The organism is Flavisericum labens (assembly GCF_045446075.1).
Classification (GTDB): domain Bacteria; phylum Bacteroidota; class Bacteroidia; order Flavobacteriales; family Flavobacteriaceae; genus Flavisericum; species Flavisericum labens.
This window is the reverse complement of the sequence record NZ_JBJJBQ010000003.1, coordinates 38,192-54,305: the sequence shown is the minus strand read 5'-3', so window position 1 is coordinate 54,305 and position 16,114 is coordinate 38,192. Positions and strand designations below refer to the sequence as shown.

Sequence of the window (16,114 nt, the reverse complement as noted above, 5' to 3'; positions counted from 1 at the left end):
TATTCATGAATACAAATGCTTTTGCCCTGCGTCATATCGGTCCTAGTGAAGCCGACCAAAAACTGATGTTGGAAACTCTTGGACTTGATAGTTTAGACCAGTTAATTTACGAAACGCTTCCGGACGACATTCGTTTAAAAAATGGTTTAAATCTAGATGAACCCATGACCGAGCATGAGTATTTACTCCATATTCATGAACTTTCAAAAAAGAACAAAGCCTACACGACTTACATTGGTCTTGGTTACCACCCTACTATTTTACCTGCTGTTATTCAACGTAATATTCTTGAAAACCCAGGTTGGTACACGGCCTATACACCTTACCAAGCAGAAATTGCCCAAGGCAGATTAGAAGCGCTTCTAAACTTCCAAACCATGGTAATGGATTTAACTGGTATGGAAATAGCTAATGCTTCACTTTTAGATGAAAGCACCGCAGCGGCGGAAGCCATGAGTTTATTGTTTGCAGTTCGTGAACGTGACCAGAAAAAAGCAGGCATCAACAAGTTTTTTGTCTCTGAACATATTTTGCCCCAAACCCTATCTACTCTTCAAACTAGAGCCAATCCAATCGACATCGAGTTAGTTGTTGGCCATGAAGATGACTTTGATTTCTCTTCTGACTTTTTCGGTGCACTTTTACAATACCCAGGTAAACACGGTGAAATTACCGATATAAAATCATTTATTGAGAAATCTAACAATGCTGGAATAAAAGTGGCTATTGCCGCTGATATTTTGAGCTTGGTAAAACTTGAAGCTCCGGGTAAATTTGGTGCCGATGTAGTAGTAGGCACCACGCAACGGTTCGGCATCCCAATGGGGTACGGTGGTCCACATGCAGCCTATTTCGCCACAAAAGAAGCATACAAGCGTTATTTGCCAGGACGTATAATTGGTGTCACCAAAGATACCGATGGAAACCGTGCGTTACGTATGGCTCTCCAAACGCGTGAGCAGCACATAAAACGAGATAAAGCCACCTCTAATATTTGTACAGCTCAGGTATTATTGGCAGTAATGTCAGGAATGTATGCTGTTTACCACGGACCAAAAGGACTTAAGTTTATAGCCAATAAAGTACATAACAAAACGGTAACCTTGGCCAAGGTTTTAAAAACTTTTGGCTATAAGCAAGTTAACGCCTCGTACTTTGACACGCTGCAAATAAAGACAAAGGCCAAAAGAATCAAAAAAGTGGCCACCGAAAAAAAGGTGAATCTTTATTACCCTGACAAAGAAACGGTAACAGTTTCTATTAATGAAACAACCTCAATTAGAGACTTGAACTATTTAATTTCCGTATTTGCCGAAGCTGCCAAAAAAGAAACTGTTGTTATTTCAAATGTTTCTGAAGAAAACAATATTGCGGGACCACTACAGAGAACATCCAATTTCCTTGTTGAATCCGTTTTTAATACCTACCATTCCGAAACGGAAATGATGCGGTATATCAAATCTCTGGAACGGAAAGATTTGGCTCTAAACCATTCCATGATTTCTTTGGGATCGTGTACCATGAAATTGAACGCTGCCGCGGAAATGCTTCCGTTGAGTTGGTTTAAATGGGGCAACATCCATCCTTTTGCGCCTTTAAAACAAGCTAAAGGTTATGCCAAAGTTCTTAAAGAACTAGAAGACCAACTTACTGAAATTACAGGTTTTGCTGCAACTTCATTACAGCCTAATTCTGGTGCCCAAGGTGAATTCGCAGGTCTTATGGTAATAAAAGCATACCACGAATCACGTGGTGACCATCATAGAAATATTTGTTTGATTCCGTCGTCAGCTCACGGTACAAATCCTGCCAGTGCTGTTATGGCCGGTATGAAGGTGATTGTAACCAAATCAACAGAAGAAGGTAATATTGACGTTGGCGATTTACGCAAAAAAGCAGAACTCCATAAAGAAAACTTGTCGTGTTTGATGGTAACCTACCCATCTACGCATGGTGTTTATGAATCAGCTATTAAAGAAATTACAAAAGTTATTCATGACAATGGCGGACAGGTTTATATGGACGGTGCCAATATGAATGCCCAAGTGGGATTAACCAACCCAGGAAACATAGGCGCCGATGTGTGCCACCTCAACTTACACAAAACTTTTGCTATTCCCCATGGAGGCGGCGGCCCTGGTGTTGGGCCCATATGCGTAGCCAAACAACTTGCGCCATTTTTACCCGGAAATCCTATATTAAAAACTGGAGGTAAAAAAGCGATTACAGCCATTTCTGCAGCTCCGTTTGGATCGGCATTAGCTTGCCTAATTTCTTATGGTTATATAAAAATGCTTGGTGCTGAAGGCTTAACGGCAGCTACTAAAACAGCTATTTTAAACGCCAATTACATAAAGCAATGTTTACAGGGCAGTTTTGAAACCCTATACTCTGGCGAACGTGGAAGGGCAGCGCACGAAATGATTATTGATTGCCGCGCTTTTAAAGCTCATGGTGTTGAAGTTTCGGATATTGCCAAACGTTTAATAGACTACGGTTTCCACGCCCCAACAGTGTCGTTTCCTGTTGCAGGAACGCTGATGATTGAACCGACAGAAAGCGAAAGCAAAGCCGAGTTAGACCGTTTTTGTGATGCGCTTATTTCAATCAAAAAAGAAATTGACCAAGTTTCTAAAGATGATGACAACAACCTATTGAAAAATGCACCGCATACGCTTAACATGCTAACGGCTGACGAATGGGATTTTCCCTATTCTAGAGAAGCTGCTGCATTTCCTTTAGACTACATTAGGGATAATAAATTTTGGCCTAGTGTTAGACGGGTAAATGATGCTTACGGAGACCGAAATTTAGTATGTTCATGCACACCTATTGAAGCTTATGCAGAAGTATAAAAGCACGTTGAACATCGTAAATTTTAAGTGGAATAAATTTTTGTTTTTTAAAAAGCAATTACCTTGCTTGATACTAAAAATTTTTTAAGGCAAATTGATTTATGAATATTAAAATCACCGGCACGGGCACTTACATTCCTAGTACTGTTGAAAAAAACACAGCCTTCCACAATCACCACTTTTTAAATACCGATGGTTCGGCCATTAACTCTCCAAATGAGGTTATTGTTGAAAAGTTTAAAGAAATTACCGGAATAGCTGAACGTCGTTATGCAAAAGACCATTTAAACTCTTCAGATTTAGGATTTTTTGCTGCCGAAAAAGCTATTGACGATGCCAAAATAGACCCTGAAACGATTGATTACATTATAGTAGCACACAATTTTGGTGATGTTAAACATAATACGATCCAAAGTGACATGTTACCATCTTTGGCATCGCGAATTAAACACAGTTTACGCATAAAAAATCCTAAATGTGTGGCTTACGATATTTTGTTCGGTTGCCCAGGTTGGATTGAAGGCGTTATTCAAGCCCAAGCTTTTATAAAGGCTGGAATGGCCAAACGTTGTTTGGTAATCGGTACGGAAACCTTATCGCGTGTTACCGATAAGCACGATAGAGACGCCATGATTTTTTCTGACGGCGCTGGTGCTTCCATTATCGAAGCTAGGGATGAAGAAGGAGGTATTCTGGCCCACGAAACCGCTAGTTTCACTTATGATGAAGCATACTACCTGTTCTTCGGAAAATCAAATAATCCAGAATTGCCGCAAGATACGCGCTACATTAAAATGGATGGACGTAAAATTTACGAGTTCGCCCTAATCAATGTGCCAAAAGCCATGAAAACTTGCTTAGACAATAGTGGCATTGATATTAAAGATGTAAAAAAGATTTTTATCCATCAAGCCAACGAAAAAATGGACGACGCTATTTTAAAGCGCTTTTATCGTTTATATAAAACTAAAATACCTGAAGGCATTATGCCCATGAGCATCCAAAAATTAGGCAATAGTTCTGTAGCCACCGTACCAACCCTTTTGGATTTGGTAAAACATAAGCAGCTTGAAAACCACGATTTAAATAAGGGCGACGTTGTCATTTTTGCCAGCGTTGGTGCGGGTATGAATATCAATGCTATTGTGTATCAATATTAGATTTTTAAGTAATGAACGAAATAATATTTCCGAGTAAACGCTATAAACATACTTTACAATTTTTAGAAAAACATATACCAAATTCTGAAAGCATTTTAGATTTAGGAGTAGCCAATCCGTTTTCAGACATCATGAAAAACCATGGTTATAATGTTGAAAACACTAAAGGTGAAGATTTAGATATCGATACATCAACTATTGAAAATTCGGAAGCAGATGTTGTTACCGCCTTTGAAATTTTTGAGCATTTACTTTCGCCATTCACAGTTTTAAAGTCTATAAAATCAAACAAACTTGTTGCTAGTATTCCCTTGAGGTTATGGTTTTCTTCGGCATATAGAAGTAAAACAGACATGCTAGACAGACACTATCATGAATTTGAAGATTGGCAGTTCGACTGGCTATTGGAAAAAACAGGATGGAAAATTGTTGACATACAAAAATGGACTAACCCAACAAAAAAAATTGGTGTTCGTCCAATTTTACGTTGGTTTACCCCACGTTATTATATTGTTTATGCAGAAAGAGTTTAAATTTGAATCTCAAAAAATTTAAACCGTGAATTTTTACATCAGCATTCCAGCAAACAATGAAGAGAGTTCCATAGGGCTTACTTTAGCAAAAAACGTTTTAAGAAGCATAATATTGATATTTAACATTTTTTAATGAATATTGGAATAATAGTAGACAATGAATTTGATAACGACCATAGAGTACAAAAGGAATTAGGCCTATTATTGGAGGAAGGGCATAATATATATGTTTTATGTTTTGATTTTAATAACCCCTATAAGACCTACAATAACATAAAAGTCACAAGAATTAAAATCCATAAAAGATTAAAAGATTTACTTGTTCTTCTTAGCACAAACTTTCGTTTTTATGAACTTTTATGGCAAAAAAACATCACTAAATTTATTAATGAAAATAAGTTAGATGCAATTCATGTTCATGATTTGTACATGGCAAAAGCAGCTAAAAAGGGCATTAAGAAAAGCATGCTAGATGTTTCATTTACTTTAGATTTACACGAAAATTACCCTGCAGCTATTAACTCTTATCTCTGGGCTACAAAGGGGTGGAGACAGTATATTGTTCAACCTAAAAAGTGGTACAACAAAGAGGAAGAATATTTGAAATATGCTGATAATATTATTGTCTTGAGCAATTCTTTTAAAGAAAACCTGAAGGAGCGAATACACACGTTGAAAACCACACCAATATACGTACACCCAAATATGCCTGATATTGAAAGTTTTCAAGCTTTTGAAAAAGATGATTTTCCTGTTGAGTTTAATCCACCCACAACTACCTTATTCTATTTTGGAGTCGTAGCAAAACGTCGCGGGATTATAGATATTTTACCGTGGATTATAAAACTTTTAGAAGAAGGAAAGCAGTTTCATACGCTAATTATTGGCCCAGTTGACAAGGCTGACAAAGCTCATTTTAATTCTTACTTGAGCCATCAAATTTTAAAAAAGAATATTACTTACATCCCTTGGTCTGATGTTAAATATCTTCCTTCCTACCTTAAAAAAATATCGATAGGACTAGCTCCGTTTGAAGTAAATGCCCAGCACGATTCAGGCGTTGCCAATAAATTGTTTCAATATATGTATGGAGAAATCCCAATTTTGGCCACAAAAAGCAAAGCCCAGAAAGACCTCATTGAAACCGCGGAATGTGGTTTATTATATGAAACTCAGAACGATTTCAATAAACAACTTTCAAAATTGTTGGATAACCCAAAACTAAGAAGCCAATTAGGTGCAAATGGAAGAAAGCGGTTACTTGAGCTATACCGGCAAAATGTGGATAAGCAGTTTTTAGAGATTTACAAATAACAAATTATCTTTATCTTAAAATTAAATAACTCATAAGGAGCAACAAATGCTTCTCCGAACTTTTATAAAAGTTCCGTACTTTTAGATCTTGCAAACTGCAAGAATCAAATTATTCTTTAAAGCAAATTTAACTTGAGTAACAAAACAAAATATTTTGCACACCCCACCTCAATTATAGACGAATCATGCAATATTGGTGAACACACTAAAATTTGGCATTTTTCCCATATTATGAATAATTCTAAAATTGGGACCCATTGTAATATAGGTCAAAATGTAGTTATTTCACCTAAAGTCGTTATTGGTAATGGAGTGAAAATTCAAAATAACGTATCGGTTTATACTGGAGTAATTTGTGAAGATGATGTATTTTTAGGGCCTTCAATGGTATTCACAAACGTTATCAACCCCAGAAGTTTTATAGTTCGCAAAACAGAATTTATGGAAACCTATGTAGAAAAAGGTGCAACAATAGGTGCAAATGCAACAGTTATTTGTGGTAATCGAATTGGGGCATATGCCATGATTGGGGCAGGCTCAGTTATCACCAAGCCTGTTAACCCATATGCACTTGTTGTTGGGAACCCAGGCAAACAAATAGGTTGGGTAAGTAAAAATGGGCATAGGCTTATTTTTGATAAGAATAATTTTGCAACATGTCCAGAAAGTAGTGAGAAGTACCAACTTAATAATAATTTAATCATACCAATACTAACATGAAAAAATTTGCTTTAATGGGTGTTGCCGGCTTTGTAGCCCCGAGACATATTCAAGCTATTAAAGAAACTAACAATAAGCTTGTTGTAGCCTTCGACCCTAATGATAGTGTTGGAATTATAGATTCATATTTTCCAAAAGCTCATTTTTTTACCGAGTTTGAACGTTTTGATAGACATTTAGAAAAACTAAGATTAGAAAAAGAAGAGCCTATTGATTATGTTTCAATTTGTACGCCAAACTATTTGCACGATGCTCATATTAGGTTTGCCTTAAGAAATAATGCAGATGCCATTTGTGAGAAACCATTAGTTTTAAATCCATGGAACGCTGAGAAGCTAATGGCCGTAGAAAAACAAACTTCAAACAAAATAAATAACATTTTACAGTTGCGTTTACATCCTTCAATATTGGCATTAAAGGAACAAATAAGCAATCAATCAAGTAATAAGGTTCATGATATCGACCTTACCTATATTACCTCTAGGGGCAATTGGTATTATGCCTCATGGAAAGGTTCTTTGGAAAAGTCCGGCGGCATATGCTCTAATATTGGTATTCACTTTTTTGATATGCTCATCTGGATTTTTGGAGATGTAGTTAAAAACACTGTTCACTTAATGGAACACGATAGAGCTTCTGGATTTTTACAATTAAAAAATGCAAACGTTCGATGGTTTTTATCTATTAATGAAAATGTTTTACCTAAGTCAATGAAAGAAAAAGGACAACGCACCTTTAGAGAAATAACAATTGATGGTCATAATTTTGAATTTAGTAAAGGTTTTACAGATTTACACACAAAATCATACAAACATATACTTTCGGGAAATGGGTTTGGCATTTCTGAAACCTTAAAATCATTAGAGTTAGCACATGATTTAAGACAAAAGAAACCTAAGGCTTTAACTGGTGATTTTCATCCAATGGCCAAACTCCCTCTTATTAACCACCCTTTTCACAAAAAAAACATCTAATTTAAGTCTAAAAATCTATCCTTCGTATTTACTTGAAGCCTCTAGTTTGTTTTCAATTCTGTATACAGAAACAACAAAATCATAAATGCGTTTTACAAAGGTTTTGAAACACTTGACAATAACTACGATGCTATATGTAAATTTAATCCTGATTTAATTTTTCCGCAGAATAATTTGGAACGACTGCCTAATCATTTTAAAAACAATCTGAAACTGGCATGGCATCCGGGTTCTTCTATATAGAAAAAAATGAACCTATCTATCAAACTAATCCTAATTTATGCTAACTTGCACTCTGTTTTAAATTATAAATTATTGAATTGGCACTTTAGTCCACGATATCATATGACGAATTTTAAAAAAGTTTTTCTATTCTTTATATTATATTCTCTCTCTACAATGTCTGTATCAGCCCATGTAGAAAAGATATATAGCCTAGAAGGCACTATAGGTAATCGAGAAATAATTATGGAGATTCGAAATGTTGAGGGATATTATAATGGGAGATATTGTTTCCGTGATAAAAAAAAATCTATCTATCTGGAGGTTGAATATGATTCTATTACACTTACCTTCAATTTGTTACGATCCAATTTAAAAACAAAAAATCCGGAATCATTTGAGCAGATTGTTATAACTGAAGATTCGTTGAATAATTGGTCGGGGGAACAAAGAACTCCAGATGGTAAGGTTCAAGAGGTTTTTCTGCGCCCTATTAAAGTAATCCAATCTGAACCACATGCGATAAACAATGAAGAAATTAAAAAGAAACTATCGCCGTATAATTATAGTTTGCTTAGTGACATAAAATATGAATCAACATCGATTCAAAAGTTTAAAAAGGGTATAAAAATAGAATGGCTTACTGAAACATGCTCTCAAATTAAATTATTCCGTATCGTTAAGGGGTTTTCCGACACAAAAATGGTTGAAATAAATAATTACCTTGAACAGTTTTTTATAAATGATATACTTAACGGTTATAGTTATGAAAATTACAAAACCGAAATAAATATTTCCTATATCAGTCCTTATGTACTGAGCATGGTAGAGTCAAAAAAGAGTAATATTATTAACACCAAAGCAACTGCTTCTTTCACATATTTAACTTTAGATTTAAAAAATCTTAAAAGATTAAATCTTGAAGATTTACTTTGGCTTGGAGAAGGAACACCACCTCGTAATGAATCTCGAGAATATTTTAAATATCGAGGTGATGTTTTTGAGAAAAAAATAGAAAAATACATACATGATTCTTACGCAAAAGAAATAAGTAATTCAAAATGTTCTTATACTCATAAAAAAACGTTTCGTTTCCCCGATTTTTATCTCTCTAAGAAAGGAATCGTTCTCATGTTAAATCATTATAAGCTCAGCGATGAGTGTAAAAAACAAACATGGGCAGTTCTGCGCTACAATGATTTTCCTAATAAATGGAACGATGAGTATTTTAATAAAAAATAAAAGAGCAGATTTTTATATCTGAAATGGTTTCAAATCCATATTATTCTATTTCATAATTTATAAATGAAAAACATGGAATGGTTTAGTTATACTAAAAAGAATAATTTCTTTTTGGGGTTTTAACTCAAAATGGATGATGTTAGATTGATTATCAAAAGCGTCAAACATTAAAGTATTTACTACTTTTATTTCTTCTTTTGATTTGATGTTAAAATTCTTCAAAATAAATTTGACCTGTAAAACATTATCATCAGAGTGTTTAATATATTCCGGTCTACATGAGATTTCCTTTAAGCCCTCATAAATGGAAAAGTTTTTTTTGAAATAATCCATAAATGTTTCTCTATTTGACTGTTCTGTGATATTGTCTTCATTAATTGGAGAATGATAAATTTCAGTGAGATGTTTTGTTAAATCATCAGTAAAAAAATTTATCATTAAGAAACATTTTTGTTGATCATGATCATAATATATGCGTCCGGTAGTCATCTTTATGGGATGAGCTTTAGCAAAAGCAAAAGAAAATACAATTATCGAAAATAAAAGAAATCGTTTCATTTTATAATTGGTTTAGAATTAAAGAAATTGACAGTGCAGCTCCTGCTCCGCTGAAATATATCTTCCAATCTCTATGCGCTCCTTTAAAAAGTTTTGTATATACTAGCAATATTACTAAAAATATAGCCACAATTGTTAATTGTCCTATTTCAATGCCTAAATTAAACCCTAACAGAGGTAATACGATGGAACCCTCTTGAATTCCCATCATCATAGATCGGAAAAAGTTGGAAAAGCCCATCCCGTGTATCAGACCAAAAAAAAGAGCCAATAAATAATTTAATCCAAATTTTGAATTCACTTTCTGTTTTGCTGTAATATTGAAAATACTGGTAAGAAAAATTGTTACTGGAATTAACAACTCTACGGCAGTTTGGTTAACCTGAATAATATCCAATGAAGAAAGAGCCAAAGTAATTGAATGACCTATAGTAAATGCAGTAACGAGAATGAATATTTTTTTTATTTCATTCAATTGATAAAAAGAGCATAAGGTTACTACAAATAACATATGGTCAAAACCTTTCGGATCTGTTATATGGCGAATACCTTCTGTCAAATAAAAACTTAATTCATTCATGCTTTTTTATTTTGGAAATCAAAAATACTGGGAATATGATTACTAAAGGAATTTTGTTATCGAAAAACTCAGAATTTTATGTTTTAAAATAATTTAAAGAGGAATGCACCCCTCAAGACAAGCTCCGAGGTATCAAATCTATTTACAATGCAGACATATGTTGTTTCCGACCCAAGAATTAAACCTTTTTTTAAATTAAATATTACATATAGACACGGGTTCAATTCAAATAAAAACAAATTCTATTACAAGAAGTGCAAAACATTAAAGAAGCAATAATAAAGGAGCTAAATATGACTACATCAAACTGAAAATTTAGACGAACTTACGCCGACAAACTAAACAAAATATGGTTAGTGACATTTTTATTACATGTTGCATTACGGTCTATCAAAAAGCTTTGAAAATTCAATGGTTTTATTTAACTTTATAAAACGACTGATTTTTACTTCCGATTTTTCAAAATATTTGTTCACAATAACAGGTAAGTACAGGACGGAGAGGTGCAAAAACATAAATATTTTTACATTATCAAAAAAGTATATTTTAAACACTTACTAAATACCAACCAAACTAATTTGTATCCCTAAAATTAGAACAAACTCACTGGAACAGTCAACAGCCATGCTCCAGTGCTCAAAAAATAATAAAAATATTATTTTTACCCTAAAAGCTGATTTATGAAAACGAAATTTACCATTAAAAAACACCTATTAGCTCATCAATTCATGGTTAAAAAATTATTTAGGAACAGGTTACTTGTTAGCTTGTCTTTGATTAGTATCATGGCGCTTTGGAGCTCCTCTCTTTTCGGACAACGTTACATGGAAAACCTTGACAGAGGATTAATTGCCATGGAAACCGGTGCTAATTCAGCACTAGTAAGTTGGCGAATTCTTGGCACCGAATATGCCCAGAATGCTACCTTTAACGTATACCGAGGTTCAACACGAATTGCGTCCAACCTGAGCGTTTCAAATTATATTGACGATCAGGCATTCTTCCCTGGTGATTATAGTGTATCTGCTGTTATTGACGGAATAGAACAAGAACGTTCCGCAGGTAAAAGCCGTTTAACAGAATCGTTTTTTACTATTCCGGTGAGATCGGTTAACGGTGGTTACAGTACCCATAATATTAATGATGCCTCTGTTGGCGATCTGGATGGAGACGGGGAATACGAAATCGTGGTAAAAAGACTCTCAAATGATGAATCTCCTAGTTCGCCCTATAATCACTATCTTGAAGCTTATGAACTTGATGGTACATTTATGTGGGCCATTGATTTGGGACCTAATTTGTTACACGCAGTAGAAGTAAACTTTTTGGTATACGATTTTGATAATGACGGAAAAGCCGAGGTTGCTACTAGAACTTCCGATGGTATGATTGACGGCTTAGGCAATAATATTGGCGACAGAGATGAAGACGGATACATCAATTATCGTGCTTCAGCGGCACAAAATGGCCCTTTTTGGTTCAGAACCTATGGTCCAGATTATATATCGATATTTGATGGCGAAACAGGTGGAGAAATTGCATGGGATTTTTATATCAGTCTAACACCAATAGAACAATGGGGGCGCCCAGGGCAAAACGCTTCTCAACTTGGCCATAGGGCTACCAAATGCATGTGGACCGTTGCCTATCTCGATGGTGTAAATCCAAGCTTTGTTATCGGCAGAGGAATTTATGAACGCATAAAACTAGAAGCATGGAATTTCAGAAATGGAACTCTAACGCAAGAGTGGGCTTGGGATAGTAGTCCTGGTGGGGTAGCGTCTGCTTATCACGGACAAGGAAACCATAATCTTGCTGCTGGCGATGTTGATGGTGACGGGAGAGACGAGATAACTTATGGAGCTATGGCGATTGATGAATATGGCAATGGTCTTTACTCTACCACTTTTGGTCATGGCGATGCTGCACATTTAGCAGATATAAATCCTGATATTCCTGGTTTGGAATATTTTAGCTGTATGGAGCATGCTGGCGGAGCAATCCCGGGTATAGCAATAAGAAATGCTGAGACTGGTACAGTACAGTGGGCAAATTGGTCAAGTGGTGATATTGGAAGATGTATGGCTGCCGATGTCGACCCAAACTACAAAGGTGTGGAAGTATGGGGTTCAGATGGTTCTGGTCTTCGTAGCTGTACAGGTCAACTTATATCAAATGCAATACCAACTACCGCGGGTAACGGAAATTCTTATAATTTTGGTGTTTGGTGGGATGGTGATGTTCAACGTGAAATACTCGACAGAACTGTAATAACTAAATGGAATGGAAATGGGACCGACAGGGTAGCCACATTATATAATATAGCACCAATTAGTGACAATAATTCAACTAAATCGAATCCTTGTCTTATGGCTGATATTTTGGGGGATTGGCGAGAAGAAGTTATATACAGACGTACGGACAACACAGGTATGGTTGTCTTTATTACTCCTTTCACTACTGAACAAAGAATGTACACTTTAATGCATGATCCTAACTACAGGTCGGCTATTGCATGGCAGATGAACTCTTATAACCAGCCTCCAAATCTTGGGTTTTATTTTGGTGGCGGAATGGATGAACCACCAGCTCCTAATATTCAATTGGTAAATGGAGAATCGTTAGACCTAGTTCAAAGGGAAATAACAGAGGGCATAAATATTTATCCAAACCCTTCTAATGGTATTTTCGATATAATTTTACCTATATCCATTAATAATGTCAATAGCGAATTATATAGCATTAATGGGGCATTGATTTCAACACAAAAGCATGAGGTAAATGGTAAGAGCTTTAAATTAGATATAACAGATAAAGCTGCTGGAATGTATTATTTAAAAATTAATTTAGCAGAACCGGTAACCCTAAAGATTATAAAATCGGATTAGTTAAGCTTTCAAAATATTTACAAGGTGAAGCCATGTACAAAATGCACTATGGTTTTTTAATTACATTTATTTCAGCTTTGAAACTGGCATACAAAAAAGGTAGTTTTTACTTTATTTCAGGATTATATGGCTAGCTATTTAAAGCCAAAAAGAAAAAATTAGAGTATTTAGTAGCGAAAGACCATGGCTAGTTTATTAGAAAAACAAGATGGCAAGGTATATTTCAAAGTAAAAAAAGCTCTAACTTTAAAAAGTTAGAGCTTTTTAGTATGCTACAAATTATAAGTAGTTTGAATTATTTAATAATAAACAGCAATCTCATCTATTTTACAACTAATCGTTTGAAAATATTAGTGCCTGTTTTCAGGTCGGTTACCCTTATAAAATAAATACCATTTCCAAAACGGCTTAAATCTAAATTCTGTTTTTTAGACACCCCATTAAAAATGAGATCTCGATTATACAATCGTGAATTATTGATATTATATAAACTGATGTTTACCTCATCTCCCGAAAAATTAGTTAAATCTACGCTAACTGACTTTTTGGTTGGATTCGGATAAAGCGCCACACTTCTTGAACTCGCTGTGGTTCTATTTATGGTAATAGCATTTGATAAACTAAAACATCCGTTTAAACTAGACACTAAATGATCTCCTTCTGCTGGTGGCTCTGTACCAGTTAAACCATCTTCATAGCTCATATGCCATACTTTACAAATACCAGCTTCCGCGCCGTCAAAATCAACATCTGAATAATTATCTGGCAAACCAAGAATAATGGTTCCATCTTCATTTGTTACAACCCAAGCAGAGTTTGCTCCCACATTTCCTTCAAGCGTAATAGAATCAGCTGGAATTTTATCTTCCGTTCCATCACCAACTGTAAAACTAAAACTATTATCTGTTCCGCCGGTAATTGTTCCACCGTCAACTTCAGTTCTGACAACAGAAATAGAATTAGACAAAGCAAAGCATCCCATTAAATCAGCTGCATTTTCTACCCCTTCAAAACTCACATTATCCTCATAACTTAAATGCCAAACCAAACATGTTCCTCCAACTGCGTCTTCAAAATCAACAGAATAAGGACTTTCAGGTAGTCCTAAAATATTTCCATCTGCATCTGTTACGACCCATGCCGAATTTGTGCCCATATTTCCAGAGAGCGTAATGGCTCCATCGGCTATATTATCGGCTTCACCGTCTCCAACGCAAAATTCAAATGGACCTCCTTCTAACACTCCCGCGGTAGGTTGTTCAAATCTATTAACAGTAATTGGATTGGAAAGTGCATAACAGCCCATTAAATCAGCTGCATTTTCTACACCATCAAAACTTACATTATTCTCATATCCAAGATGCCAAACCAAGCAGGTCCCTGCAGGCGCTTCATCAAAATTAACTTCATAAGGCGAGCTTGGCAACTGTAAAATATTGCCTGCGTCATCAGTTACTACCCAAGCTTCGTTGGTGCTAATATTACCAGAAAGTGCAATAGCTCCATCAGGAATATTATCTGCTACTTCATCACCTACACAAAATTCAAAAGGACCTCCTTCTAAAACACCTGCTGTAGGCTGTGCAAATCTATTAACGGTAATTGGGTTGGAAAGCGCATAACAGCCCATTAAATCAGCCGCATTTTCTACACCATCAAAACTTACATTATCCTCATATCCAAGATGCCAAACCAAGCAAGTTCCCGCAGGCGCTTCATCAAAGTTAACATCATAGGGCGAGCTTGGCAACTGTAAAATATTGCCTGCGTCATCAGTTACTAGCCAAGCTTCGTTGGTGCTAATATTACCAGAAAGTGCAATAGCTCCATCAGGAATATTATCTGCCATTCCATCTCCCACGCAAAACTCAAAAGGTCCGCCTTCTAAAATTCCAGCGGTAGGCTGTGCAAATCTATTGACAGTAATTGCGTTGGAAAGTGCATAACAGCCCATTAGGTCTGCCGCATTTTCTACACCCTCAAAACTTACGTTATCCTCATATCCAAGATGCCAAACCAAGCAAGTTCCGGCAGGCGCTTCATCAAAATTAACATCGTAGGGGGTTGGCGGTAGTCCTAGGATATTACCATCAGAATCTGTAACTACCCAGGCTTCATTGGTGCTACTATTACCCGAAAGTGTAATGGCTCCATCTGGAATATTGTCTACCACACCATCACCTACACAAAACTCAAATGGCCCGCCTTCTAAAATTCCTGGAGTAGGTTGTGTATATCTATTAACGGTAATTGGATTGGAAAGTTCATAACAGCCCACTAAATCAGCCGTATTAGTTACACCATCAAAACTTACATTATCCTCATATCCAAGATGCCAAACCAAGCAAGTTCCGGCAGGCGCTTCATCAAAATTAACATCATAGGGAGTTGGCGGTAATCCTAGGATATTAAGGTCAGGATCTGTAACTACCCATGCTTCATTAGTACTACTATTACCCGAAAGCGTAATGGCTCCATCAGGAATATGATCTGCTTCTCCGTCTCCTACACAAAATTCAAAAGGTCCGCCTTCTAAAATTCCTGGAGTAGGTTGTAGAAATCTTTCTATCATTATAGGTTCAGACAAGTCAGATCTGCCCTTTCCTTCACCCTTTTCGGTAACTTCACTAATATGTAATTTAAACTTACCTTGCCCAGAGGGATCTACCAAAGGCTTCATCCCATTATAAGATAGGTGGTAAATCAAACATATACCAACCTCTGCCTCGTCAAAATTAACATCGGATATATTATCGGGCAAACCAACAATATAACCCTCCTCATCCGTAATTATCCATTGTTTTAGTCGACCTGATGGTTCTTTAACAAATTCAACCATTACATAATCTGCTTCACCATCAATACAAATACTATTATAGGTCTCACCGTCAAGAAAAGTAAATTCTCCACCAAAAACAGTTGCATTTTCATTTGCATTAGCATTTTGGGCAACAACTAATCCAGAAGTTCCAAGGAAAAATATTAAAACAAAGGTTAAGGTTTTTAAAATCAGATTTGGGGAGTCATTGTGTACTTTTTCTTTCATAACTACCTGATTTAAAATTAAT

General features: G+C 35.7%; 11 protein-coding genes. 8 read left to right on the top strand and 3 right to left on the bottom strand.

The window, feature by feature from the left end; all coding sequences use genetic code 11:
- Positions 1–5 precede the first annotated feature (5 nt).
- The 7 genes from gcvP (at position 6) to ACIEHO_RS06625 (ending at position 9,020) form a co-directional block, all read left to right on the top strand.
- Positions 6–2,855: an aminomethyl-transferring glycine dehydrogenase gene (gene gcvP, locus ACIEHO_RS06655; RefSeq protein WP_406969939.1), complete on the top strand. Its 2,850-nt coding sequence runs from the start codon at positions 6–8 to the stop codon at positions 2,853–2,855.
- Positions 2,856–2,956: 101 nt separating this feature from the next.
- Complete coding sequence (locus ACIEHO_RS06650; RefSeq protein ID WP_406969937.1) at positions 2,957–4,015, top strand: 3-oxoacyl-ACP synthase III family protein; 1,059 nt, start codon at positions 2,957–2,959, stop codon at positions 4,013–4,015.
- Between the two features lie 11 nt (positions 4,016–4,026).
- Positions 4,027–4,548, top strand: a complete 522-nt coding sequence (locus ACIEHO_RS06645) for a methyltransferase domain-containing protein (RefSeq protein ID WP_406969935.1) — start codon at positions 4,027–4,029, stop codon at positions 4,546–4,548.
- A gap of 132 nt (positions 4,549–4,680) precedes the next feature.
- Complete coding sequence (locus tag ACIEHO_RS06640; protein ID WP_406969933.1) at positions 4,681–5,862, top strand: glycosyltransferase; 1,182 nt, start codon at positions 4,681–4,683, stop codon at positions 5,860–5,862.
- Positions 5,863–5,994: 132 nt separating this feature from the next.
- Positions 5,995–6,582, top strand: coding sequence for an acyltransferase (locus ACIEHO_RS06635; RefSeq protein ID WP_406969931.1), 588 nt, complete (start codon positions 5,995–5,997; stop codon positions 6,580–6,582).
- Positions 6,579–7,556: a Gfo/Idh/MocA family oxidoreductase gene (locus ACIEHO_RS06630; protein ID WP_406969929.1), complete on the top strand. Its 978-nt coding sequence runs from the start codon at positions 6,579–6,581 to the stop codon at positions 7,554–7,556. The genes ACIEHO_RS06635 and ACIEHO_RS06630 overlap by 4 nt, the downstream gene beginning before the upstream one ends.
- A 399-nt stretch (positions 7,557–7,955) precedes the next feature.
- Positions 7,956–9,020, top strand: a complete 1,065-nt coding sequence (locus tag ACIEHO_RS06625) for a hypothetical protein (RefSeq protein ID WP_406969927.1) — start codon at positions 7,956–7,958, stop codon at positions 9,018–9,020.
- Between the two features lie 57 nt (positions 9,021–9,077).
- Here ACIEHO_RS06625 and ACIEHO_RS06620 read toward each other — a convergent pair whose 3' ends face one another.
- On the bottom strand, positions 9,078–9,578 hold the full coding sequence (locus ACIEHO_RS06620; protein ID WP_406969925.1) for a DUF6702 family protein: 501 nt from the start codon (positions 9,576–9,578) through the stop codon (positions 9,078–9,080).
- A gap of 1 nt (position 9,579) precedes the next feature.
- On the bottom strand, positions 9,580–10,158 hold the full coding sequence (locus ACIEHO_RS06615) for a HupE/UreJ family protein (RefSeq protein ID WP_406969923.1): 579 nt from the start codon (positions 10,156–10,158) through the stop codon (positions 9,580–9,582).
- A 680-nt stretch (positions 10,159–10,838) separates the two neighbouring features.
- On the opposite strand from ACIEHO_RS06615, the gene ACIEHO_RS06610 reads away from it, so the two are divergent.
- On the top strand, positions 10,839–13,046 hold the full coding sequence (locus ACIEHO_RS06610) for a rhamnogalacturonan lyase family protein (protein ID WP_406969921.1): 2,208 nt from the start codon (positions 10,839–10,841) through the stop codon (positions 13,044–13,046).
- Between the two features lie 322 nt (positions 13,047–13,368).
- On the opposite strand, the gene ACIEHO_RS06605 is transcribed toward ACIEHO_RS06610, so the two are convergent.
- Positions 13,369–16,092, bottom strand: a complete 2,724-nt coding sequence (locus ACIEHO_RS06605) for a T9SS type A sorting domain-containing protein (RefSeq protein WP_406969919.1) — start codon at positions 16,090–16,092, stop codon at positions 13,369–13,371.
- Between the last annotated feature and the right edge of the window lie 22 nt (positions 16,093–16,114).

Excerpts from the sequence above, each read along its gene's own strand:
- gcvP (WP_406969939.1), top strand. The coding sequence starts at position 6 with ATGAATACAAATGCTTTTGCCCTGCGTCATATCGGTCCTAGTGAAGCC.
- ACIEHO_RS06650 (WP_406969937.1), top strand. The coding sequence starts at position 2,957 with ATGAATATTAAAATCACCGGCACGGGCACTTACATTCCTAGTACTGTT.
- ACIEHO_RS06645 (WP_406969935.1), top strand. The coding sequence starts at position 4,027 with ATGAACGAAATAATATTTCCGAGTAAACGCTATAAACATACTTTACAA.
- ACIEHO_RS06640 (WP_406969933.1), top strand. The coding sequence starts at position 4,681 with ATGAATATTGGAATAATAGTAGACAATGAATTTGATAACGACCATAGA.
- ACIEHO_RS06630 (WP_406969929.1), top strand. The coding sequence starts at position 6,579 with ATGAAAAAATTTGCTTTAATGGGTGTTGCCGGCTTTGTAGCCCCGAGA.
- ACIEHO_RS06625 (WP_406969927.1), top strand. The coding sequence starts at position 7,956 with ATGTCTGTATCAGCCCATGTAGAAAAGATATATAGCCTAGAAGGCACT.
- ACIEHO_RS06620 (WP_406969925.1), bottom strand. The coding sequence starts at position 9,578 with ATGAAACGATTTCTTTTATTTTCGATAATTGTATTTTCTTTTGCTTTT.
- ACIEHO_RS06615 (WP_406969923.1), bottom strand. The coding sequence starts at position 10,158 with ATGAATGAATTAAGTTTTTATTTGACAGAAGGTATTCGCCATATAACA.
- ACIEHO_RS06610 (WP_406969921.1), top strand. The coding sequence starts at position 10,839 with ATGAAAACGAAATTTACCATTAAAAAACACCTATTAGCTCATCAATTC.
- ACIEHO_RS06605 (WP_406969919.1), bottom strand. The coding sequence starts at position 16,092 with ATGAAAGAAAAAGTACACAATGACTCCCCAAATCTGATTTTAAAAACC.